Source organism: Parabacteroides sp. PH5-46, assembly GCF_029892785.1.
Taxonomy (GTDB): domain Bacteria; phylum Bacteroidota; class Bacteroidia; order Bacteroidales; family Tannerellaceae; genus DFXE01.
Genome location: NZ_JARXXA010000002.1, coordinates 376991 through 399744 on the forward strand (window position 1 = coordinate 376991; position 22754 = coordinate 399744).

At 42.5% G+C, this 22754-nt stretch carries 21 protein-coding genes and 1 pseudogene; 8 read left to right on the forward strand and 14 right to left on the reverse strand.

Features of this window, described 5'->3' with window-relative positions:
- Positions 1-7: 7 nt before the first annotated feature.
- The 7 genes from M2470_RS03390 to M2470_RS03420 are packed head-to-tail and all read left to right on the forward strand — an operon-like array spanning position 8 to position 7680.
- Positions 8-1270, forward strand: coding sequence for an FtsW/RodA/SpoVE family cell cycle protein (locus tag M2470_RS03390; RefSeq protein ID WP_280743384.1), 1263 nt, complete (start codon positions 8-10; stop codon positions 1268-1270).
- Entirely contained in the window at positions 1267-2376 is a 1110-nt protein-coding gene (gene murG, locus M2470_RS03395) for an undecaprenyldiphospho-muramoylpentapeptide beta-N-acetylglucosaminyltransferase (protein ID WP_280743383.1), read from the forward strand. Before M2470_RS03390 ends, murG begins: the two co-directional genes overlap by 4 nt.
- 5 nt (positions 2377-2381) lie before the next feature.
- Positions 2382-3767 (forward strand): UDP-N-acetylmuramate--L-alanine ligase, encoded by a 1386-nt coding sequence (gene murC / locus M2470_RS03400; protein ID WP_280743653.1) that lies wholly within the window; start codon positions 2382-2384, stop codon positions 3765-3767.
- Entirely contained in the window at positions 3752-4483 is a 732-nt protein-coding gene (locus M2470_RS03405; protein ID WP_280743382.1) for a cell division protein FtsQ, read from the forward strand. The genes murC and M2470_RS03405 overlap by 16 nt, the downstream gene beginning before the upstream one ends.
- Positions 4484-4489: 6 nt before the next feature.
- Positions 4490-5887 (forward strand): cell division protein FtsA, encoded by a 1398-nt coding sequence (gene ftsA / locus M2470_RS03410; protein WP_280743381.1) that lies wholly within the window; start codon positions 4490-4492, stop codon positions 5885-5887.
- Between the two features lie 20 nt (positions 5888-5907).
- Positions 5908-7206 (forward strand): cell division protein FtsZ, encoded by a 1299-nt coding sequence (gene ftsZ, locus M2470_RS03415; RefSeq protein ID WP_280743380.1) that lies wholly within the window; start codon positions 5908-5910, stop codon positions 7204-7206.
- 24 nt (positions 7207-7230) lie between these two features.
- Positions 7231-7680 (forward strand): GatB/YqeY domain-containing protein, encoded by a 450-nt coding sequence (locus M2470_RS03420; protein WP_280743379.1) that lies wholly within the window; start codon positions 7231-7233, stop codon positions 7678-7680.
- Between the two features lie 52 nt (positions 7681-7732).
- Here M2470_RS03420 and M2470_RS03425 read toward each other — a convergent pair whose 3' ends face one another.
- The 9 genes from M2470_RS03425 to M2470_RS03465 all read right to left on the reverse strand — a co-directional run bounded on the left by M2470_RS03425 (position 7733) and on the right by M2470_RS03465 (position 16228).
- A complete protein-coding gene (locus M2470_RS03425) occupies positions 7733-8467 on the reverse strand; it encodes a response regulator transcription factor (RefSeq protein WP_280743378.1) in 735 nt (244 codons plus the stop codon).
- 2 nt (positions 8468-8469) lie between these two features.
- A complete protein-coding gene (locus M2470_RS03430; RefSeq protein WP_280743377.1) occupies positions 8470-10044 on the reverse strand; it encodes a HAMP domain-containing sensor histidine kinase in 1575 nt (524 codons plus the stop codon).
- Between the two features lie 225 nt (positions 10045-10269).
- Positions 10270-10590: a hypothetical protein gene (locus tag M2470_RS03435; RefSeq protein ID WP_280743376.1), complete on the reverse strand. Its 321-nt coding sequence runs from the start codon at positions 10588-10590 to the stop codon at positions 10270-10272.
- A gap of 96 nt (positions 10591-10686) precedes the next feature.
- Positions 10687-10890 (reverse strand): hypothetical protein, encoded by a 204-nt coding sequence (locus tag M2470_RS03440; protein WP_280743375.1) that lies wholly within the window; start codon positions 10888-10890, stop codon positions 10687-10689.
- A 313-nt stretch (positions 10891-11203) separates the two neighbouring features.
- A complete protein-coding gene (gene rsgA, locus M2470_RS03445) occupies positions 11204-12277 on the reverse strand; it encodes a ribosome small subunit-dependent GTPase A (protein ID WP_280743374.1) in 1074 nt (357 codons plus the stop codon).
- A 4-nt stretch (positions 12278-12281) separates the two neighbouring features.
- Positions 12282-13055: a class I SAM-dependent methyltransferase gene (locus tag M2470_RS03450; protein WP_280743373.1), complete on the reverse strand. Its 774-nt coding sequence runs from the start codon at positions 13053-13055 to the stop codon at positions 12282-12284.
- A 220-nt stretch (positions 13056-13275) separates the two neighbouring features.
- Positions 13276-14088 carry a 4,5-DOPA dioxygenase extradiol gene (gene ygiD, locus M2470_RS03455; protein ID WP_280743372.1) on the reverse strand — a complete coding sequence of 271 codons (813 nt, stop codon included), beginning with the start codon at positions 14086-14088 and terminating at the stop codon, positions 13276-13278.
- A gap of 40 nt (positions 14089-14128) precedes the next feature.
- The gene (locus M2470_RS03460) at positions 14129-15352 is read right to left on the reverse strand and encodes a M28 family peptidase (RefSeq protein WP_280743371.1); all 1224 of its coding nucleotides are present in this window, start codon (positions 15350-15352) and stop codon (positions 14129-14131) included.
- 81 nt (positions 15353-15433) lie between these two features.
- Entirely contained in the window at positions 15434-16228 is a 795-nt protein-coding gene (locus M2470_RS03465; protein ID WP_280743370.1) for a helix-turn-helix domain-containing protein, read from the reverse strand.
- A 107-nt stretch (positions 16229-16335) separates the two neighbouring features.
- On the opposite strand from M2470_RS03465, the gene M2470_RS03470 reads away from it, so the two are divergent.
- Positions 16336-16665 carry a zinc ribbon domain-containing protein YjdM gene (locus M2470_RS03470; protein WP_280743369.1) on the forward strand — a complete coding sequence of 110 codons (330 nt, stop codon included), beginning with the start codon at positions 16336-16338 and terminating at the stop codon, positions 16663-16665.
- Positions 16666-16675: 10 nt separating this feature from the next.
- Here M2470_RS03470 and M2470_RS03475 read toward each other — a convergent pair whose 3' ends face one another.
- The 5 genes and pseudogenes from M2470_RS03475 to M2470_RS03495 all read right to left on the reverse strand — a co-directional run bounded on the left by M2470_RS03475 (position 16676) and on the right by M2470_RS03495 (position 22226).
- On the reverse strand, positions 16676-17446 hold the full coding sequence (locus M2470_RS03475; RefSeq protein WP_280743368.1) for a DUF4249 domain-containing protein: 771 nt from the start codon (positions 17444-17446) through the stop codon (positions 16676-16678).
- Positions 17447-17460: 14 nt separating this feature from the next.
- A complete protein-coding gene (locus tag M2470_RS03480; protein ID WP_280743367.1) occupies positions 17461-18846 on the reverse strand; it encodes a TonB-dependent receptor in 1386 nt (461 codons plus the stop codon).
- Between the two features lie 224 nt (positions 18847-19070).
- Positions 19071-20057, reverse strand: a pseudogene (locus M2470_RS03485) (IS481 family transposase); the annotation flags it as partial.
- Between the two features lie 95 nt (positions 20058-20152).
- Positions 20153-21133, reverse strand: a complete 981-nt coding sequence (locus M2470_RS03490; protein ID WP_280743366.1) for a TonB-dependent receptor — start codon at positions 21131-21133, stop codon at positions 20153-20155.
- Positions 21134-21263: 130 nt separating this feature from the next.
- Positions 21264-22226, reverse strand: a complete 963-nt coding sequence (locus M2470_RS03495) for an AraC family transcriptional regulator (RefSeq protein ID WP_280743365.1) — start codon at positions 22224-22226, stop codon at positions 21264-21266.
- Positions 22227-22754: the final 528 nt, after the last annotated feature.

The following is a 22754-nucleotide window of genomic DNA, read 5'->3' on the forward strand; positions in this document are numbered from 1 at the left end:
ATAGAGCATGGAACTGGCAAATAAATTATTTAAGGGAGATCGGGTGGTATGGATTATCTTTATGTTTCTGTGCCTGATATCGGTAGTAGAAGTCTTTAGCGCTACCAGTATACTTACCTATAAAAATACGAACTTCTGGGCGCCGATAGCTCGCCATGCTTCTTTTCTGCTGGCTGGCTTTGTGTTGGTTTTGATCCTGCATAATGTGCCGTGCCGCTTCTTTTCCGCTTTGATTCTTTTGCTGCCGGTATCGGCTATCTTGCTGTTGCTAACTCCCTTCCTGGGGGCGAAGGTGAATGACACGCACCGTTTTATGGAGATATTTGGTGTTAGTTTTCAGCCTTCGGAACTGGCCAAGCTGGCTTGTGTTGTATTTGTTGCTTTTCTTCTGAGCAAGCAGGGGAAGATAACGAAAGACCAGATATTCAACTATGGCTTCATTGCTGTAGCTATTATTTGTATGCTGATTTTCCCGGAAAACTTCTCTACCAGTGTGATGCTCTTTGGCGTTTGCTTCCTGATGATGTTTATAGGGCAGATGCCGCTGAAAAAACTGGGACTTTTATTCCTGGTACTGGTGCTTACCATGTCTCTTTTGGTAGCATTGTTGTTTGCCCTGCCGAATAGTATGATAGAGGGAGTTGGCCGTCTGGAAACGATGAAGAGCCGTATTGCGGGCTTCTTTATTGAAAAGCCCAAGATAGATCCTGCTACCTATAAAATAACGGACGACAATTACCAGGTATCGCATGCGCAGATTGCCATTGCCAGAGGAGGCGTATTTGGGAAAATGCCGGGGCATGGGCAACAGCGGGATTTTCTTCCGCAGGCTTATTCCGACTTTATCTATGCCATTATTATAGAAGAGTTGGGGGTAGTTGGCGGTTTTTTTGTCTTGCTCTTGTATGTAATGCTGATGATACGCGTAGGAATTATTGCGCGAAGGTGCGACCGGCTCTTTCCTCGCTATCTGGTGCTGGGCTGCGGACTGTTGATTACCATCCAGGCCTTTGCCAATATGGCGGTGGCGGTGGGACTTTTCCCCGTTACCGGGCAACCTCTGCCCCTGGTGAGCCGTGGGGGAACCTCTACGGTGATCACCTGTGTGTATATCGGAATCATTCTGAGTGTTAGTCGCTTTGGTGCCGGTATGGGTGATGAAGAAGAGGAAACGGAGGAAGAAAACTCCGATGTGATAGAAATAGATACGGACATAGCAGACGACTCGTCGCTGACGGCTGTTGAAACCCTAACAGAAATAAAATCATGAAGCCATACCGGATGATCATAAGCGGAGGAGGAACGGGGGGACATATCTTCCCGGCTATATCCATAGCGAATGCTTTTAAAGAGCGGTTCCCCAACACGGAAATCCTTTTTGTAGGGGCTGATAACCGGATGGAGATGGAACGTGTTCCTGCTGCCGGATATAAGATTGTAGGTTTGCCTGTAAGCGGCTTCGACCGCTCCAGGTTATTGAATAATATAAAGGTGATAGGTCGCCTGATAAAGAGCCTTCGCCTGGCCAAGAAAACCATCCGGGAGTTTAAACCGGATATTGCCGTAGGAGTAGGAGGCTATGCCAGTGGGCCTACCTTGTGGGTGGCTGCTTCGCTGGGGATACCTACCCTGATTCAGGAACAAAACTCCTATGCCGGGGTAACGAATAAACTGTTGGCAAAAAAAGCCTCTAAGATATGTGTGGCTTACGATGGAATGGAGAAATTCTTCCCGGCGGAAAAGATTGTGTTGACCGGAAATCCGGTCAGGAGCAATTTATTTTTAGATACGTCCGGCAAAAAATCGGAAGCGTATGATTATTTTTCGCTCTCGTCTGAGAAAAAAACAATTCTGGTTGTTGGCGGAAGCCTTGGTGCCCGAACAATCAACCGAAGTGTACAAGGGGTATTGGATAAGATCGCTGCGTCCGGCATACAGCTGATTTGGCAAACAGGGCGTTTTTATTTCAATGAAGCAAAAGAGCAGTTGAAGAACTACGATGAGGCTTCTATCCGTTGTATGGACTTTGTAACAAGGATGGACTATGCCTATGCTGTGGCCGATCTGGTAATTTCACGAGCCGGTGCGGGGACTATCTCCGAGTTGTGCCTGTTGAAGAAACCGACAGTGCTGGTGCCTTCCCCCAATGTGGCGGAAGACCATCAGACCAAGAATGCGCTGGCATTGGTACATAAAGATGCTGCGGTGTATGTAGCCGATAAAGATGCCGAAGAAACATTACTGCCAACGGCCTTAGCCCTGGTGAATGATGATAACCGCCTCAGGGAATTAAGCGAGCATATTGCCGGGCTGGCTTTGCCGGATAGTGCCGAACATATCGTTGACGAAATAGTAAAGATTATTGCGAAAGCATGAATAATATAGATATACATAAAATAGCCTCTATTTATTTTGTAGGGGCAGGAGGGATCGGAATGAGTGCCTTAATCCGCTATTTCCTGGCGAAGGGGAAGCGGGTAGCCGGTTATGACAGAACATCCTCTGCCCTGACTGTTGAATTAAACAAGGAAGGAGCTTCCATTCATTACGAAGAAGGTGTTCATCTGATACCGGAGTCTTTTCGCTCTGCGGCTGACACCTTGGTGGTGTATACACCTGCCGTACCCGAATCGCATGCCGAGCTATCCTGGTTTAGGCAGAATGGTTTTGTGGTGATGAAGCGGGCGCAGGTGTTGGGAGAGATCACCAAGGCTTCCCGGGGCATTTGTGTGGCCGGAACGCACGGTAAGACCACTACTTCTTCTATGGTTGCTCATTTATTGAAGCAGTCGCATGTGGATTGCAATGCCTTCCTGGGAGGTATTCTGAAGAATTATGATAGTAATTTGTTGCTCTCTGATAAAAGCGACCTGACAGTGATTGAGGCGGACGAGTTTGACCGTTCTTTTCATTGGCTGACGCCTTATATGGCAGTGATTACCTCTGCCGATCCCGATCATCTGGATATCTACGGAACAGCAGAAGCATACCGGGAGAGTTTTGAGCATTTTACTTCCCTGATCCGTCCGGACGGTTGCCTGATTATGAAAAAAGGGATTCAGGTAACACCCCGCCTTTCTCAGGGTACGAAATTATACACCTATTCCGCATCGGAAAAAGCTGACTTCTATGCTGAAAATATCCGCATCGGGAATGGGGAGATCTGCTTTGACTTTGTAGGCCCCGGTATCCGTATCGCCGATGTAGAGCTTGGTGTCCCGGTAAAAGTAAATATAGAGAATGGTATTGCCGCTATGGCCTTAGCCTGGCTGAATGGTGCAACGGCTGATGAGTTAAAGAAGGGGATGCTCTCCTTTAAAGGCCCGGAGCGTCGCTTCGACTTCCGTCTGAAGAACGACCACGTCGTTTTGATTGACGACTATGCGCACCATCCGGCAGAACTGAAAGAAAGTATTTTGTCTGTCAAGGCACTTTATGCAGGAAAGAAACTGACGGGTATTTTCCAACCTCACCTGTATTCTCGTACCCGTGATTTTGTGGATGATTTTGCCGCCAGCCTGTCTTTGCTCGACGAGCTGATCCTGCTGGATATATACCCGGCCCGGGAAGAACCGATACCGGGAGTCACTTCCAGGCTTATTTTTGATAAAGTAACGATTCCCGATAAGAAGTTGTGCACGAAAGAGCAACTTCCCGACTTGATAGCTTCCGGCTCGTACGAAGTAGTATTAATGCTTGGTGCCGGTGATATAGATCGCTTGGTTGAACCCGTAAAACAGATATTGAATAAATGGCCATCAGAGTAATATCGATTATTATAGCCATCTTGTTGTTTGGCTATATCGTAGCTGCCGCTGTCTTTTTTAAGGATACAAAACAAGAAGATGTTTGCCGCGAGTTAGTTGTCGTGGTGAAAGATAGCCTGGACAAACATTTTGTAACGGAAGCCGATTTGCTGTCGCTTTTGAAACAGGCTAAGCTGAATCCTGTAGGGAAACCGATGAATGCTATCAATACCCATAAGATAGAAACGCAGCTTCTGACTAACGAAATGATAGCCAGTGTGGAAGCCTATAAAACTCCTTCGGGAATAATAAAATTGGAAGTAAAACAAAAAATGCCTATTTTGCGGGTGATAGGAGTCAGAGGCAACTTTTATATAGACAGTCAAGGTAGTACCATGCCGATAAGCAGCCGCTATGCAGCGCATGTGCCTGTAGCGAGCGGATATATCGAAAAAGAGCTGGCAACAACCGACTTGTACAAATTTGCATTATTTTTGCAGGAGAATACGTTTTGGAATAATCAGATAGAACAGATATTTGTTTATCCGGACCATGATGTTATATTGATTCCGCGCGTGGGAGATCATCGTATCCTGTTAGGTTCGTTTGATGGTTTCCGGGGGAAGCTGGACAATTTGCAGCTTTTTTATGAACAAGCGATACCAAAAATGGGTTGGGAGAAATATAGCCTCATTAATTTAAAATTTAAAGATCAGATAGTTTGTACCAAAAAATAAGCAGATATGGCAAACACCAACTTTATAGCAGCCGTTGATTTGGGATCATCTTATATAACGGGAATTGTAGGCGCAAAGAATGATAGCGGAGGGCTTACGATTCTGGCCTGTGAAAGGGAACATTCGGCAAATAGTATAAGGCGAGGCGTTATTTATAATGTGGAAGACGCTGCTTTCCAAATCAGTTCGCTTATCAAGAAACTGGAAAATAAGATTCCCGGAGCCAGCATTATTAAAGTATATGTTGGTGTAGGAGGACAATCGCTTCGTTCTATCGATCATGTAGTAGCCAAATCATTGGGTGCGGAAGGCGTGGTTGGCGCCGATGTGGTTGATGGGCTTTACAAAGAATGTAAAAATTATAAGCCTGAAGGCTTGGATGTGTTGTCTATTGTTTCACCTATTTACTCGGTAGATGGAAAGCAGGAAGTTAATCCGGTAGGAGTTTCCTGTAGCCGTATCGAGGCTCACTATAAATTAATCGTATGCCGCCCGTCTGTAAGGCGGAATATAATAAATAGCATCAACGAACGGGTAAAGAAAGATGTTGTTGGGATCATTGTTTCTCCATTGGCCTTGTCCGATGTAGTTTTAAGTGATGACGAAAAGGAATTAGGTTGCGCGTTAATCGATTTTGGTGGCGGGGTAACTTCTCTTACTATCTTTAAAAATAAACGTTTGGTAGGTATGTGTGTTGTTCCTTTAGGCGCTAGTCTGATTACAAAAGACATGGTTACCTTGAATATGGTAGAAGCGGAAGCCGAACGGGTGAAGATAGCCTATGGAGACGTTGTATTGGACAAAGAAAACGACGAATTGGTAGAGATTAATACCGCTAACGGTTCGCAACGTAAAGCTAAGGTTTCGGAAATCAATGTAGTAGTAGAGGCTCGTGTGCAGGAAATCGTAGAAAATGTGATCGTTCGTCTGGAAGAATATATTCAGCCGGGTGATTTGGGCGCAGGTGTTATCATTGCCGGAGGAGGAGCCTCCTTGAAAAACCTGGACGAACACATCCGTAAGAGACTGAAAACCGAAGTGCGGCATGCAACGGTGCGCAAAGGCTTGATAGAAAGATCGAATGTGTCGGTTGAACCGGAATTAGCGGTAGCTATCGGCTTACTTTCAAAAGGCAGTATTAATTGTGCCTATACGCCTCCGACTCCGCCAACACCTCCTGTAATGACGGTAAGAAAGGAAGAGCCGCCGGTTGTTCCGGAAAAAGAAATGGAGGAGGTTGTTACTGTAGAGGATGATCCAACGCCTGTTACCACAAAGTCTGGCGATAACAAAAAGAAAAACAAGAAGAGTAGTTTCTTGGAAAAAGTTTCTGGAATGCTGTTTGACGGCGAAGAAATGGGAGGCTCTAGAAATAAGAAAAACAACTCGGAAGACGAAGATTAATTTATTAAAGGAGAACAGAGATGGACAATACAATACTTGATTATGATGTACCCAGAGATCGACTTAAGATAATTAAAGTGATCGGAGTAGGCGGTGGTGGCGGTAATGCTGTTACCCATATGTATCGTCAAGGCATACATGATGTGTCGTTTGTATTATGTAATACAGACAATCAGGCGTTGGAACGTTCCGATGTGCCTGAAAGAGTTGTTCTGGGCGAAAAGATTACCCAAGGTCTGGGGGCCGGAAATAAACCGGAAAGAGCCCGCCAAGCAGCAGAAGAGAGCCTGGAGGTTATAAAGAATATGCTTGGCGATGGCACCAAGATGGTGTTTATTACAGCCGGAATGGGTGGTGGAACAGGTACGGGGGCTGCTCCGGTGATTGCACGTATTGCCAAAGAAATGGATATCCTGACTGTAGGTATCGTTACGATTCCTTTTATGTTCGAGGGCGAAACGAAAATTATTCAGGCACTAAATGGGGTAGAGGAGATTGGCAAAAACGTAGATGCCCTGCTGGTAATCAATAATGAGCGTCTGTTTGATATCTATGGCGACTTTTCTATGCGCGAAGCCTTTGCCAAGGCTGATGATACGCTGGCTACAGCGGCTAAAAGCATTGCCGAGATTATTACTGTTCCCGGGATTATCAACTTAGACTTTGCCGATGTACATACCACCATGAAAGACGGTGGCGTTGCCCTGATGAGTAACGGATTCGGAGAAGGAGAAGGCCGTGTGAAGATAGCTATCGAAGAAGCGCTTACCTCACCCTTGCTAAACAACAACGATATCTTTACGGCCCGTAAGATATTGTTTAATGTTTCTTTCAGCGAAGATGCCGAATTGAAGATGAAAGAAATGAACGACGTAGACGAGTTTATGGCTCGCTTCAACAGCGAAATCGATGTAATCTGGGGTACCGCCATTGATAATAGCTTAGGCGGGAAGGTTAAGATGACCATCCTGGCTACCGGCTTCGGTATGGAAGATATTCCGCAAATTGCCAAAAAACATCAGGATGAGATAGAGAAGAACCAGTCAATGATCGGCCGTTATTATGAAGACCTTCACAAACACCGGATCAGTAATGTTTCTTCCCGTCATAAGATTGTAGTTCTTTCTGCTGACGAACTGGACGATGATGCAATCATCGGCTGGCTGGAAGGGAATCCGACTTATAAACGTTCGTCGAAATCTATTAATGATTTCCGGAGTAAGATTTCTGGAAACCTGGATGTTTCCACTACAACATCCACTTCTCAGAATACAAAAGGTAAAGACTCTTCGGGAGGAAAAGTTATCAGTTTTAATTGATATATAATATAAACAACATACGTTATGGATTTATTTGAAAAAGTCAGTGAAGACATAAAAAACGCGATGAAAGCGAAAGACAAAGTCGCTCTTGAGTCTTTAAGAAACATAAAGAAATATTTTCTCGAAGCAAAGACTGCTCCGGGAGCCAATGATGAACTGAGTGATGATGCTGCCCTGAAGATTATCCAGAAACTTGTAAAGCAAGGTAAAGACGCCGCCGAAGTATATAAAAGTCAAAACCGCGACGACTTGGCAGATGCCGAACTTGCACAGGTAAAAGTGATGGAAGTCTATCTTCCCAAACAAATGACTCCCGAAGAACTGGAAGCAGCCCTGAAAGAAATCATCGCACAAGTAGGTGCAGAAGGGCCTAAAGATATGGGCAAAGTAATGGGCGCTGCCAACAAAGCCTTGTCCGGCAAAGCTGAAGGACGTGCCATTTCCGAAGTCGTAAAGAAATTACTTAATTAACAAAAAGAGAGCTGGAAATTTCCAACTCTCTTTTTCTAACTCTCAATATATCTTAGAGTATCTGAACGCCACCTTCTTCTTTGGTTTGTTCTTCGCCCGAAGGAGTGATTAATTTGTATCCTTTTCCATGGATGTTGATAATCTCGATAGCGGGATCATCTTTCAGTAGTTTACGTAGTTTTGTGATGTAAACGTCCATGCTGCGGGCGTTGAAGTAGTTGTCATCTACCCAGATCGTTTTCAGTGCATAATTACGTTCCAGTATCTCGTTGGCATGTGCACAGAGCAGACTCAAAAGTTCGCACTCTTTGGTGGTCAGCTTCGTTACTTTGTCGCCGATACCCAGTGTTTGCTTTTGTGTGTCGAACATGAAATTGCCCAGCTTGTAGAAAGGAATATCTTTCAGTTTTTTGCCTTTCACGCGACGAAGGATGGCTTCGATACGCAGCAGCAACTCTTCCATGCTGAACGGTTTTGTCAGATAATCGTCTGCTCCGATCTTGAATCCTTCCAGTATATCTTCCTTCATTGTTTTAGCAGTAAGGAAAATGATGGGTATGTCCGGATTAATCGAACGGATTTCCTGTGCCAAGGTGAAGCCGTCTTTTTTCGGCATCATAACGTCTAGTACGCAAAGGTCGTATTTTCCTTTAGTAAAACCTTTGTAGCCGGCTTCTCCGTCGGAGAATAGGTCTGTAATGTAACCTTTTGCTTGTAAGTATTCTCTTAACAGCATTCCTAGGTTCTCGTCGTCTTCGCAAAATAAAATTCTTAGTTTTTCTTCCATGACTAACTTTTTATAAGAGGTAAAGTAATAATAAATTTCGTTCCTTTGTTTCCGGCACCGTTTTCAGCCCGGATGCTTCCGCTGTGGTCTTCCACTATCTTGCGTACGTAAGCAAGCCCTAGTCCGAAGCCTTTTACGTCGTGTACGTTGCCTGTGGGTACGCGGAAGAATCGGTCGAATACCTTTTTGTGGTATTCTTTTTTTATACCGATACCATTGTCTTCTATTGAGATCAATAGTTTGCCGTTTTCATTCCAGGTGGTGGCTAGTAATTTTAGCGGAACATCCTGGCGACGGTATTTTACGGCATTGTCCATCAGGTTGAATAATACGTTTGTCAGATGGAGTTCGTCTGCATAAATGGCAGACTCTTCTGCCCGCAAGTCTATATCCAGTGTACCGCCGTATTTCTCTACCTTCAGCACGAATGTATTGGCAATGTTGGCAATCATATCGTTGGCATCCATCTCTTTCAGCTTAAGGGTGGCTTTCTGGCGCTCGAATAGAGACATCTGCAATACTTTTTCAACCAAGAATCCCAATCGCTTGGTTTCGTCGTTTATTACGCCCGATATATGTTTAAATACATCAGGGCTTTTGGTGATATCCGAATCTTTCAACATCTGTGAGGCTAGTGAGATGGTAGAAACCGGGGTTTTCAGCTCATGCGTCATATTGTTGATAAAGTCGTTTTTCATCTCCGATAGTTTCTTCTGGCGGAATACAATATATAATGTAAACGTAAACGTAACCAGAATCAACAGCGAAAAGATAACAGACGGTACGATAAACGATACTTCATTGTATATGTAATCCTGCTTTGTAGGGAAATACACCCTGAGGTAGTTTAGCCTCGACGGAGGATCGTTCGGAAATAGTGCCGCTGTTAATACATCCGACGCAATGGGCGGGTTCTTGATTTCTCCACTTTGATACACCGTATTTCCGTCTTTGTTAATAACAGAAAAAACAAAGGGTAAGTTCAAACCATTATTAACAAACTCCGTTGTTAGGTAGTTCTTCAGCGCTTTGAAGTCGATACGTTCCTCTATGGGGTGAAGTCTTGAGGCATTTAACATGCTTACCACCACTTCGTTGATCAGTTCTGCATTGTACAGATAACGACGCTTGTATGAGTCGGCCAGTTCCGTAGACCTGGATACAATGTTGCTGGGTGATTGCTTCCGGATAAGCGACGACAAGGGTTGCGACTGAGTGTTGCTGAAACTGTGTAGCTCAAGACGTTGGGTCGTGCCATCGGGCTCTCTTATTTGCAGTTGGAAACTTTCCTGACTGCTGGTGCTACTACTGTTCAACTGTTCCCTGAGGCGTTGTGCGTCGAATGTTTGGTACTGGTAATTCCCCAGTTCCTTATTCAGGTCGTCTTCAATGTATTTGCGTGTTTCGTCCTGTTGCAGGTTCTTGGATACCTGAAATAAACATTTCTTCGCTGTTTCATTGAATTGTTCGCTGCGTGTTTTGAGTATCTCGCTGATGTAGTTTACCTGTAGATAAAGTAAGCCCGCAAAAGCGAATGCCATTACAACGGCCAATAACCATATAGTAGACTTCCTCATATATAAACAACCTCTCTTTTTAACATGGGCAAATAACGCGTCTTTTAGTTTAATATTTAGACAAAAAAAGTAAAAATAAGCAGGTTTATTTGTTAAAAATGCATTATGCTGCGACTGGTTTCTTTATTTAGTTTGTTGCTAAATAGCTATTTAACCTGGTGTTTGATGAACAAATGCCGGGTGTACATAAAATGTAGGGTTCAAAGAAAGAAAAATACGGGATTTTTAACGGATAGCCACTTTGCGAACAGTATCTCCAATACGTATGATGTAATAACCTTTTGCAATATTTACAGTGTATTCGCCGGAGGGTTGTTTTAGTTCTATTTCTACCACTTTTATACCTACTACACTGTATATCTCAAGTTTGCTGCCTACTGGTGCGTTCGACACCTTGATGCGGTTGTCGATGGCGTACACTTCGACAGGAGGAACCTCGGGTTGTTGCTTTACGGCAGCAGACGTATTAGTCTGTTGCGCATGTACAGCGAACAAACCACTTCCGCTTAGCAGAATCACCAAAAAGAATGAAAGGATCAATCTCATATTCCAATTCCTAAATTATTACAAATATAGGAAGATTTCCTGAAAACCATCAAAAACGCAATCGATATTATTAACAGATGGGTTATTTTGTTTCATTCATTCTTTGTTTTTCCATTTCTCTCGCGACTTCACCCGTTTGCTTTGTACGTATCTGAGCAACAGGATTACGCCAACCGAAAGCCCTATGATCAGGAAATACTCCGTATAGTTCGGATCTTCCTTCTTGCCTGGCCATCCTATCACTGCCATCACTGCCAAATAAACCAACAATACAATACTCGTGATATTGACTTTCTTCATATTCGTTATGCTTACTGATTCTTCTACTGCAAAGATAGTCAAATCCTTCTTCCTGCATTGGTCTATACTTTGTTTATATTGGGCAGATTATTCACAACAATACACGAAATAGAAGTATATTCTGAAAAGTCGGTTGAACTGCAGGAGAAATATCTTGCCTTGTTTTTGTTGGCCGATAGCCATCAACCAATTAACCGACAATTGTCAGCCAGTTGGCTGACGGCTGTCGGCCAACTGACCGATAATTATCGGCCAACGATTTTCTACCATGCAAAGACGCATAGCTTAGTAGGAAAGCGCAAAAAGTATTATGCTATTTTGCTTTATTTCCCGTCAAATATGATTCGTCGTTTTTGTAATTCTTTACCATCTTGGTAAATGACTTCTCGTATTTTCTTTTCTCATGAACAGAAGCTGTATAATGCCATGCTTCCCGGCGAAGTTTCAGATAGCTATCATATACGCCACGGTCTATCTCACCGTTTTCTACGGCTTCGATTACGGCACATCCTTTTTCGTTGACGTGCTGGCAGTCTTTGAAGCGGCATTTGCCCTCGTAATCTGATATATCCAGGATGTCAGACAGCTTGTCGGTATTATCGCTTGTCACACCAAATAGTTTTATTCCCGGAGTATCAATCAATACACCGGAATCCGGCATCAATACCATTTCTCGGCGGGTAGAGGTGTGTTTGCCTTTCCCTGTTGAGTCGCTGATGGCACCTGTCTGCAAAAGCGCTCGTCCGCAAAGGGCGTTGATTAATGTGCTTTTCCCTACGCCCGACATACCAGTGAAGACAATCGTTTCTCCCGGAGCGATAAACGCTCGAAGCTGAGCAATGCTTTCTGCAGATTCCGTACTGGTATAGAATACCGGTATCTTATCCGAAATATGCTTCAGAGCGCTTTCTGTCTCTTCCTTATCGAAGCCTAAGTCCGTTTTAGTCAATACCAATACGGGCTGAATGTCTTCGTCTGCCGTTTGCAACAGGAAACGTTCAATCCGCCGGACATTAAAGTTTTCGTCCAGGCTTTGTACGATGAAGGCTTTGTCGATAAACGAGGCGATGGCCTGCCTTTCCGAAACCGTACCGCTTTTAAGGCGATAAAGTGTTTTCTGCCGGGGCAGGCTATCAAGAATGATACCTTTGTCCGTATCAATGGGTTGGAAAATAACCCAGTCGCCTGTACATGGATATTCGGAAGAATCCTTTCCGTAGAGCATGTTTCCGGCAAGTTCGCAGGTATAAAAACCTGCTTCGGCTACTACCTCGTAGCAGGTTTTATGCGTAACCGTTACCCGCCCATGAATAAGGTCTTTGTAACTGGAGTTTTGTTTTTGTTGGAACAGTTCTTCATTCCAACCGTATAGTTGTAAGTTGTTCATTGTGTTATTGCTTTTTTCCAATATAAAATACATAGCCGTAAAAGTCTTTATACGCATGGTATAAACGCTCTTCGCGGCGTTGGCCTGCTATTAATTCTTCGGCCGTTTGGTTACCCGGGTACTTTTTCAGGAACTCTTCCTGCGCCTTATGGCAAGGTGCATAAAAGTGTTCTGTCCAGCAATTCTCGGGAATGATAAAGGTGGCAACGGGAACGTATCCGGCTTGCTGCATTTGGGCAACCTTGTTCGGAATGGTGTCTATTCTGGGATAGTTTTCCATCCAGAAGTCGTTGATTTCATCGGGACGTTCATCCGTAAACCATGAGGCTTCCGATACGGCTATGTAGCCGCCTTTCTTCAGATACTGTTTCCACTCGTTCAATCCCCGTTCAAAGCCGATATTATAGATAGCTCCTTCAGACCAGATAAGGTTTAAAGATTCTTTTCCAAACGGTAGATTATCCATCGAACCAACGATGCCTTTTACTCTGTTTTGCAAACCAAGTTGCCCGGCATTACGGTTGAAGATGTGAACGAAATCGGGGAACAAGTCGAGTCCGGTAACCTGTCCCGGAGCGTTCTGCGCCAAAACCATGGTTTGTCCACCCGTTCCGCAGCCCAAGTCGGCGATACGGGACTCATTAGTCAAGTTATCTATAAAGCTCAAGGCTTTGATGGTGGTTTCGGGGCTTCCGGGTCCTTGTCGTTCTACGCTGGCGAAGTATTCGCAAATGAAATTAAAGTCGAATTCGTAAATTGTTTTATTTTCGTTACTCATGATTACTCAATTTTGAATATTAATAATTAAAAGCTGAAATGATTCAACAAATCATTCCTACTTTCTTTCGTATATAGATATGAAAATAACTCCGGCAAGAATATGCCTGAGTGCAAACTGAGGGATAACCTTAAGCAGAACGCCTAAAGGTTATTTACTACACCAAATCCTTCTTTGTTTTACACATAGACTGCAAATGTAATACAATTTATGATTTTAGCTATATGTGAGGTATATTATTTCCGATTATCAGTGAGCTCATGGAAATGGATCCGGCCACTATCATGTCATTGAATATCTCTACCTTGTCCTCCGGTTCTTGCAAGCCGAGAGCATAAATCAAAGGGATGTAGTGTTCTTCGCTGGGTATTCCAAGATGGGCTTCCGAAGTTAGCGTACGGTAGTTGATCATTGAAGTGTGATCGCCGGCCAGAATTTTCTTTTTCATTACATCGTTTAGTGTTCCGGCCCATTCATATGCAAACTCATAATTAAAACCTTCTTTGTTGGGACGGGCAAAGCGTAGATTGTGCACCATATTGCCGCTTCCGGCAATCAACATACCCTTGCGGCGGAGAAATGACAGTTCTTTTCCAAGATTATAGTGGAATTGCATATCCCGGGTATAATCAATACTTAGTTGTACAACCGGAATATCAGCATCCGGATACATATGTTTCAAGAATGACCATGTGCCATGATCCAAGCCCCATCGATAGTCTTTTTCTATTTCGGATATTTTTATACGATTATAAAGTATATCAGCCAGCTGAGGTGAGCCGGAGGCAGGGTATTGTTGCCTGAACAATTCTTCGGGGAAGCCTCCGAAATCGTGGATAGTCTTAGGTTTATCCATGGCTGTAGCCATGGATAAACCGGTTTCCCAGTGAGCCGAGATGCATAATATAGCTTCAGGGCGAGGTAAGATTTTCCCCACTTCTTTCCATTTCCTTGAAAAGGGATTGTCTTCGATAGCGTTCATAGGTGTTCCGTGCCCAATGAACAAAACAGGCATTACCACTTCGTTGTCCATATACTTTCATGTAAGATGCTATCATATAAACAATCTTATATTAGAATAGTTTTAACTCCCTTATCAATGCTGCTATGCCAAGAGCGCACTCTGCAATCCGTTCGTAATTGACTATCTCGAGATTGTCTTTCGGAGTATGGGTAATCTCCTGGCATTCCATATTCTCTATAAACCATTGCGAGCTGACGGCGATTGCCGGGCAGCCGTTTTGCAAGAACATACTATGGTCGCCCTGATACCACGGAAGCCCTTCAACAATTTCAGGAGTATCCCTAAGTACTTTATGTAGTGTGTTGAGTATATTTTCAGGAAGATCGAAAGCAGAGAAGCAGGAAAGACCGTCTTTGTATCCTGCTCCGTCTATGTTTATATTCAGTAGTATATCGCTGAACGTTCCGGTATTCTGTTCCATGTATTTTACCTGTCCCGGTGCGCCGTAATAATCTTCGCCATTCAGGATCACTAATTCTGTCGGAAGGTTAAGAGGTTGTTCCTTAAGTAATTTTGCTAACAACAAAACGATTGCCACACCTGTCCCGTTATCTATTGCTCCCGACGTATTGATTTTTGTATCTATGTGAGCGGTGATAACAATTCGATCTTTGACTTGCTTGGTGTTTCTTCCGATTACGTTGAATGCTGTTTCGGGAATACGGATCGCTCTAGACTCGAGTTCTACCGTTTGACCTGTGCAGGAGAGTAGCTTTTCGCCTTCGGTATCTTTCATGTAGACCGATGGAATATCGAAATCGCCATCCTCGAACAAAGGGAAGGGGTAAATGCCGCCTGCAGTTGCCGAATTGCGTTCCGTAGCACAAACGAGGGCTTTGGGGTTGCCTTTCTCCAACAAGGAGATAATGTGTTGATGCTCTTCGGGATTCCAAAAGGGGAAGTGCTTCGGGGCTATTTGTTGTGACGCAATCTCTCCGTAAAGAAGGACGATTTTATCCTTAATATTGGTCTGTTCCAGTTGGCCGATAGTATTGATTGCAATCAGTTCGCCTTGTGCAGAACACCCTAAAGAGTAGTGAGACGAATATACCTCGAATGACTGACCGTTACAGCTCAATGCTGCGCCATTGGTTTTCCAGTCAATAACCGATAGTTCGGTTGCTTCGGTTTCCCAGCCTGACTCTTTCAAAACTTTCTTTGCATAGATTGTTGCCTTGCGGTTTTCTGTACTTCCAACCCGGCGTTCGCCAATTTCGGAACATAACACCTGTAAATGTGATTTTGCTTTCTCTGTTAATGTCTTTTTGTCCATGACTTTAATTCTTTAATAATGAGAAAGCAAAAGTAGAGATTGAAGAATGGTCAGAATTGTAAAAAAGAGACAAAGTGGTATTTAGTTGAAATAATCAGAATGAGGGGGACAAGTCTCTAAGTACTCGCTCGGCGTATAGCCGGAAAGAGCCTTGAATTCCTTAATCATATGAGATTGATCGAAATATCCGCATTGGTAAGCCAAGTCGGTAAGGCTGGTTTGTGGACAGGTCTCAAGCCTATGTAATGCCCGTTGGAAGCGGATTGTTCGGGAAAATTCCTTGGGGTTTGAACCGACATACTCCGAGAAAATGCGCTGAAACTGTTTGGTGCTCAGGCAGGCAGTATTGGCGAGTAAGGCCACATCAGTCTGACCCGTATTGATCAAGTGGATGGTAGCCTCTATCCGTTTCAGGTTATATTCGGCAAGACGGCTCAGTCGCTTCAATAGGAACTGCTCGATCAGCAGGATGCATAATGGGTCATCTTCAATGCTTGTTAGCGAATGTTCCAACTCTGCCAGTTCTTTGTCTCCTAGTTCGTTGGCTGTTACGCGCAGGTTGTTGATCTTATGCATGGGCAAGTCAAAAAAGGCCTTGACGCCTGCCGGACGAAAGACAACGAAAATCATATTGATTTGCCCGGTATACTCGAGATCGGCAAACGTTTTTTCATGTCCGCTTAGAAATGCACGGGGATGAAGTTCGTTATCGTGAACGGATAACAGACGATTGCCCCGGTGAAATATCAGATTCATCATACCGGTAGGAACCGTTCGTGCCAACGTTGGAGAATCACAAGCTGTTTTCAGTAGCCAGTAGTTCTTTATGTATGGCGCAAGCAGTGGCGAGGGCTGTATGATCTTGAATTCTTCCATGTTATTTCGGCAAAGATATGTGTTTGTAGAAGTAGTTCATTGTAAAAAAGAGACATTTTTCCCGAATTAAGACTACCTTTGTGCGCTTAAATGATAAGACAAGTAATATGAGTGATATCCCAAAATGTCCGGTTTGTACATCGGAAAATACCTATTTTGACGGAACAATGTACATATGCCCCGATTGTGGTGCAGAGTTTATGAGAGATGAACAGTCGGAAGCAGGCGATAATATCCCCCGCGACAGCAATGGCGCTGAACTGATGGATGGCGACAGTGTTACTGTAATCAAAGACCTGAAAGTAAAAGGTTCCTCAATGGTGATAAAGCGTGGTACCAAAGTAAAGAGCATCCGCCTGACAGACGTTCCGGAAGAAGTTGACTGCAAGATAGACGGAAGCTCTATTGTTCTTAAAACCTGTTTTCTGAAGAAATAAACCCGAGCATTTACCAGTCGGCTATTATTTCTTTTGTATCACTAGTATAAACACCGAAATAGCCCAATGCGCCTCCTGTTATATTGCTGGTAGGGTTGGCTAAAGACTCATTGATCCTATTTAGTGATTCAAAATAGGTATAGGCGCCTTTGTCAAGACATTGCATTTCGATACAGACTACATCCCCTTTCTTGATGTCGTCTCCGCCATTATATTCAGGATCAAAAAGGATCAGGCTACTGTTCTTTTTCCCGTCTGTATCTCTGTCATCCATCACTTCCATACCGGGCATTCGTTTGCCATTGATAGATAGAATTGCCCGGTAGTAGTTTCTTATTCCCGGAGGATCGTTATAGGTTATTTTAGGGAAATAGGTATCTGTCGTTGTTTTAAACATTATCATGTCTTCTATCTGTACTGCGTATGGCATAGTCGCTACCGATGTGTATTCTTGTTGTTCTATTTCAACGTTTAGCTGGTAGATTCGTCCTTCGATGCCTTTTATCTTCGTTGATTCATATAACCCCGAAGCCATTAGTTCTAACGTTTCTTTTTCTCCGGTGTTATCCGAAATGGAAACTATAGCGTTGCGTACAGGAGGATACTGATTGTCCTCCCCATAATTTTTAGATTCAACAATATTGACCTTAGCAAATTCTCCGAGTGCTATCTGAGCCTCAATAACATAACAAGGCTCTGATGTATTTACTTTTAGTTCTACTTCCTGTTCGTAGGAGAAGAAGAGTGAAGCAAGTATAAGGATTGATATTTTGACTTTCATATGACGATTGTTGTTTAAAATTTGAAATTCCATGAGACGGACGGCATAAATTTGAATAATGAATATTGATAAGTAGATAACTTATTGGGGTCATCTTTATTTGTCTTAAATTCTATCATGTACGGATTTTCCCTGCCGTAAGCATTATAAAGTCCGATAGATAGTTCGGATGTGAACCTCTTTGTTTCCTTTAGGACTTTAGTCGCTTCTAAGTCAAGACGATGATAAGCGGGAGCCCTGTAGCCGTTACGTTCGGTGAAATAAGGAATTTCGTAGCCGTCTACCGGATATTTTCCACTGGGGTAAGAAACCGCATTTCCTGTATAATAGACCCATGCCGCAGAGAATGACCACTTATCGCTGAGTTCGTACATGCCGACAACGGATATGTCATGCGTCCGGTCTTGTGTGGCGTTATACCATTTGTTCTGATTTATCCCGTCTATCTTCTTTTCGGATTTCGATAAGGTATAGGATATCCAACCCGTGAACCGCCCCGTTCGTTTCCTTAATAAAAACTCAACGCCATACGCTCTTCCTTTTCCAAACAATAACTCTGTCTCTATATCATCTTTGCGTGAAGTATTCGCATTATCCTTAAAGTCGATCTGGTTTTTCATCTCTTTATAATAACCCTCGACACTGAACTCAAACCGATTGTCTGCGAAATTGCGGAAATAACCCAATGACGCCTGATCGGCAATCTGAGGTTTGATATAGTTGGAACTGGAAGTCCACCGCTCCGATAATTCGCTCATCGCACTGTTCGACAGTAAATGCATATTCTGTGTCGTTCGCGCATAAGATGCTTTCAGAGAAGAGTTATTGCTCAAGTTGTAATTGACGGAGATACGGGGTTCGATATTAAAATAGGTTTTTACTATCTTGCCTGATTTATAAAATGTAGTATCAATTACATTATGATTCTGATCCAACGTATAGAAGCTACCTTTACCAAGTACCGAAAATGCAGATGCTCTAAGTCCATACAGTAACTCCAATTTATCAGAAAGTTTAAACTGATGGCTTACGTAAACTCCATTTTCCCATGAGTAACGGTTCTGAAGGGTTCTGTCGGTTCCTGCATTTTCTTCATATTTGTATTTGCCGGGGCCTATATTATGATAGGTGCTACTATATCCGAAGCGCAATGTACTTTTCTCGGAAGAGAAGAGAGAGAAATCTTGTTTTAAGATATAATCATTGATATCCGTTGAGACTTTCATATCTACATCCATGTTTTCCTCGGCTTTTGTAGAGTAGTTATTATAGATTAAGGATGTATTCATCAATAATTTACTGTTGAAATTCCTACTCCAGCGCATGGCACCTGATAGATTGCCATAACTATTATTAAAGTGTAAAAGTTCGGACTTGATCTGACAGTAGGGCAAATTCATCAGATTTGCATATTTGGGTTTTCTAAGACATAATTTCTTGGAATAGTAAGATTATTAGAGGGGGATTTTCGTCCCCCTTGACCATTCCAGTCAGTCAGGTTATTTCTGACGGGTTGCTCCCCAGCAGAGCCCGTTTCCACTTCACCTGACAGGGGCAAAGATACAACATTTTGATAATGATTTGATAATAGCTTTTCTTTTGCCAGATACAGACTGTCATTCCAAGTCTGCATGGGGGTTTTGCCATAACAATGTTTACCCGAATGCGGTCTTTCGTTGTTGTAATACTCCAACCAAACATCAAGATCAGTTTGTAGTTCTTCTATCGTGCTATAAATCTTTTTACGAAAAGCGGTTGCATAGAACTCGTCTTGCATCGTTCTGTGGAAACGTTCACAAATCCCATTTGTTTGAGGACTTTTGGCTTTTGTTTTCGTATGATCAATATCCTCTATAGCAAGATATAACTGAAACTCATGATGCTCTCTTGCTCCACAATACTCGGTACCTCTGTCGGTCAAAATACGCATTAAAGGAATAACATACTGGTCGTACATAGGAACAACTCTATCATTGAGCATATCAGCAGCTACCAAGGCTAACTTTCGGTCATAAAGCTTTGCCGTAGCCACTTTGGAGTAAGTGTCGATAAATGTTTGCTGGTAGATTTTGCCAACACCTTTGATATAACCAACGTAGTAAGTGTCCTGTGCACCAAGAAAACCTGGATGATGTGTTTCTATTTCGCCATGAGCGACCTTCTCTTCTTTGGCTTTTTCCAATGCTACAACTTGTGATTCCGTAAGGATTAAGCCTTCTTGTGCAACTTTAGCTTCAAGAGCTTTGAGTCGCTTTTGGAAGGTCTCCAAATCATGGCGAAGCCAGACACAACGAACTCCACAAGGGGAGACGAACATCCCTTCTTTCTTTAGCTCGTTGGAAGCTCTGGTTTGACCAAATGCAGGGTTTTCAATGGCAAAGGCAACAACCCGCTCTTCGATATGCGCCTCTATGCGATTCTTGATATTGGGGACTCGGCGATTCATATCTCGAAGAGCTGCTTCACCTCCTTCTGCAAACAAATCTTTGTAACGATAGAAGGTTTCTCTACTATAACCTAAATACTTGCAGGCTCTTGATACATTGCCTAATTCTTCGGCTAAGGATAGTAATCCTAAGCGGCTTTTAATTACTTTTGTTTCTAAACTCATTTCTGACAGTTTTAAAGGGTAAAACTTTTTTGTTCTATTTAGCAATACAAACTTAATTGTTTGCCCTTTAACTGTCAGATCAGATCGAAACTATTTCAATTAAAGAGATTCTTCATACCTACAACATCCCTCCCCCAATAACCGGATACGGTTAACCGATCTTTGTCTGACAAGTTGAAATTCATTTTCATATTTAAGTCGTAGAAATAAAGAGAGGTACTTTTTGCATCTTCTGCGCCAATTGCTTTCGCTACTAAATCTGCGTATGTTCTGCGTCCGGCAATAACAAAGGATGATTTTCCTTTTTGAATAGGGCCGTCAATACTAAGTTTGGAAGAGATAAGCCCAATTCCTCCGTTGAAGTTGTATTTTTCCATGTCACCATCCATTGCTTGAATATCAATCACAGAAGACAGTCTCTCTCCATATTGTGCAGGCATCGCTCCTTTGTAAAGAGTTGCATTTTTAATTACATCCGAATTGAATGTAGAGAAGAACCCCATCAGGTGAGAAGTATTATAAAGAGGAATGTTGTCCAGAAGGATTGAGTTCTGATCCGAACTTCCTCCCCGAACATATATACCACTACTTCCTTCGCCTGTTGATCTTACTCCTGGCAATAGTTGGATGGACTTGATAATGTCTTTCTCTCCTAATAATACCGGAAGTTTATTTCTCTCCTTTATACTGATTTTCTCTACCCCGCTTTGTACGCTTGTTACGTTTTCATCTGCCTTTCGTCCGGAAACGACTACTTCTTGCAAACTGTGAGTAGATGTTTTCAGGAATATATCCTGTGTGATATCAGCATTTATCTGAAGTTTTATTTCTTCCTTATCGTACCCCATATAAGATATGATAAGAATGGCTTCGCCCGGAGATACTTTAATCTTATATTCACCATCCACATCCGTTATTGCCCCGTTAGACTCGTTTCCCTGCTCTACAACTGTTACTCCAATTAGTAACTCTCGGCTTTCATGGTCTCTTATTGTACCTGAAACGACATACTCTTTTTTACTGCTTTGTGCTATGCCATTGTGTGCCAGCAACAAAAACAATATTACTAAAAACATGAATCTTTGTTTGATTGTCATATACGTCTTTTTGCTCTTAATGATTTACAATGCAAAAGAACGTAAAGGAGGAATAAGCTTTCAGCCCATATAGACTATATCCTATCCCTTTCGGACAAATGGAAACAAATCAAGTCAATTGGGTTTCTTTCGGATTGAAACCGAATTGCTTTCTGTAGGCTGATGAGAATTTGCTTAGGTTGTTATATCCGATTGTATATCCTACGTCGGCTATGGAGTTTCCACTTTCAATCATTCTTTTTGCCAATTCCATCCGCTCTTGCTGAAAGTATTGGAAAATGGACTTTCCGTAGAATACTTTAAAATTAGATTTCAGCTTTGTTGGGCTTATTCCAAACTCTTCAGATATGGACTGTATCGTTGGGCAACCTTCTACGAAGTTTTTTGTCAGTTTTTCCCGGATTTCAAGTAAAAGGTTAATATCCTGTTGATTCTTGATTACTTCCTTTAGAGGGGTATTCTTTCTGTAATCAAAGATTGAGAGGGTCTTTGCTAAAAGTTCGGTAGAGATAGCCCCGAACAATAATCTTTTATAGGGAGAGTTTGATTCGTAAGTCGTGAAGAGGTTCTTTGCCAACTGTAGGATAGTTGCCGTCATCTTCTCAAAAATAAAAAAAGGATGAACGGTTGTCGTTTTATTTAATATTAGCGAGTCGTCACTGTGGTTTTGTTCTATCCAATCAGGGGATAAGTGGAAAGATAATACCTGAAACCGATATCCTGCCTTGATATAATTTGTGTCGAAAGAGTGGGAGGTAGAAACATAAATGCCGTCAGTAATAACATGCTTCTCTTCTTCATCCTTAACAACTGAAAAACTGGATGGTGTATGGATCAGGTATTTTATTATAATTCCTTTATTCTCTGATTTCTGTCTGTGAACATATACATCTTTATTTAGTGTAATATCTGTCATAACCATATCAAGCCCCTTTTCAAGTCTAAAGGCTTCAAAATATCCCTTCCCACGAGCCGGGTTAATGCAAATCTTATTACCGTCTATTGAAGAGTCAAAGAACCTGGCAATTGACTTAAGCCATTCTTCTGTTGGAATTAAAGCGATATAATCCATGAATTGAGCTGGTTAGTTGAGATTGTTGTATTATTAAAACTATTAATATAACGACTAAAAGAAAGAAATATTTCTTTTCTGTTGAACGTCTTTAGTTTTCTACCAACCGGATTTTCAGCTTGGCCCACTAAAACCAACCAATATAATACAAAAAAAGCAGTCACTTTTTATTGTAACTGCTTAATTTTATTGTGGGCGTTGACGGATTTCGAGTGTCCTATCTAACCCGTATGCTGTCAGTCGTTTAACTATCGAAGATTGTATTCTACTCACTCTTTACTCACTCCGTTTTTAGAGTGATTTTTAAGAGAACTTTTCCTCTTTAAGTGATGGTGTAAAGGTAGGGAAAGTTTCGGTAAAATTCAAGAAAATCTATTCCTTTAGATGATTTTATTTTCTGCATGATAGTACACAAAAAACTGTATCTTCTAACTAGTCACCCCTTAAAAAGCGGCTTTAAGTTTTTCACTTAATAAAATTGTCTGTATCCGTAAAATGATATAGGCAATTTTTTGTTTGTATTTATTC

Excerpts from the sequence above, each read along its gene's own strand:
- M2470_RS03390 (WP_280743384.1), top strand. The coding sequence starts at position 8 with ATGGAACTGGCAAATAAATTATTTAAGGGAGATCGGGTGGTATGGATT.
- murG (WP_280743383.1), top strand. The coding sequence starts at position 1,267 with ATGAAGCCATACCGGATGATCATAAGCGGAGGAGGAACGGGGGGACAT.
- M2470_RS03405 (WP_280743382.1), top strand. The coding sequence starts at position 3,752 with ATGGCCATCAGAGTAATATCGATTATTATAGCCATCTTGTTGTTTGGC.
- ftsA (WP_280743381.1), top strand. The coding sequence starts at position 4,490 with ATGGCAAACACCAACTTTATAGCAGCCGTTGATTTGGGATCATCTTAT.
- ftsZ (WP_280743380.1), top strand. The coding sequence starts at position 5,908 with ATGGACAATACAATACTTGATTATGATGTACCCAGAGATCGACTTAAG.
- M2470_RS03420 (WP_280743379.1), top strand. The coding sequence starts at position 7,231 with ATGGATTTATTTGAAAAAGTCAGTGAAGACATAAAAAACGCGATGAAA.
- M2470_RS03425 (WP_280743378.1), bottom strand. The coding sequence starts at position 8,467 with ATGGAAGAAAAACTAAGAATTTTATTTTGCGAAGACGACGAGAACCTA.
- M2470_RS03430 (WP_280743377.1), bottom strand. The coding sequence starts at position 10,044 with ATGAGGAAGTCTACTATATGGTTATTGGCCGTTGTAATGGCATTCGCT.
- M2470_RS03435 (WP_280743376.1), bottom strand. The coding sequence starts at position 10,590 with ATGAGATTGATCCTTTCATTCTTTTTGGTGATTCTGCTAAGCGGAAGT.
- M2470_RS03440 (WP_280743375.1), bottom strand. The coding sequence starts at position 10,890 with ATGAAGAAAGTCAATATCACGAGTATTGTATTGTTGGTTTATTTGGCA.
- rsgA (WP_280743374.1), bottom strand. The coding sequence starts at position 12,277 with ATGAACAACTTACAACTATACGGTTGGAATGAAGAACTGTTCCAACAA.
- M2470_RS03450 (WP_280743373.1), bottom strand. The coding sequence starts at position 13,055 with ATGAGTAACGAAAATAAAACAATTTACGAATTCGACTTTAATTTCATT.
- ygiD (WP_280743372.1), bottom strand. The coding sequence starts at position 14,088 with ATGGACAACGAAGTGGTAATGCCTGTTTTGTTCATTGGGCACGGAACA.
- M2470_RS03460 (WP_280743371.1), bottom strand. The coding sequence starts at position 15,352 with ATGGACAAAAAGACATTAACAGAGAAAGCAAAATCACATTTACAGGTG.
- M2470_RS03465 (WP_280743370.1), bottom strand. The coding sequence starts at position 16,228 with ATGGAAGAATTCAAGATCATACAGCCCTCGCCACTGCTTGCGCCATAC.
- M2470_RS03470 (WP_280743369.1), top strand. The coding sequence starts at position 16,336 with ATGAGTGATATCCCAAAATGTCCGGTTTGTACATCGGAAAATACCTAT.
- M2470_RS03475 (WP_280743368.1), bottom strand. The coding sequence starts at position 17,446 with ATGAAAGTCAAAATATCAATCCTTATACTTGCTTCACTCTTCTTCTCC.
- M2470_RS03480 (WP_280743367.1), bottom strand. The coding sequence starts at position 18,846 with ATGAATTTGCCCTACTGTCAGATCAAGTCCGAACTTTTACACTTTAAT.
- M2470_RS03490 (WP_280743366.1), bottom strand. The coding sequence starts at position 21,133 with ATGTTTTTAGTAATATTGTTTTTGTTGCTGGCACACAATGGCATAGCA.
- M2470_RS03495 (WP_280743365.1), bottom strand. The coding sequence starts at position 22,226 with ATGGATTATATCGCTTTAATTCCAACAGAAGAATGGCTTAAGTCAATT.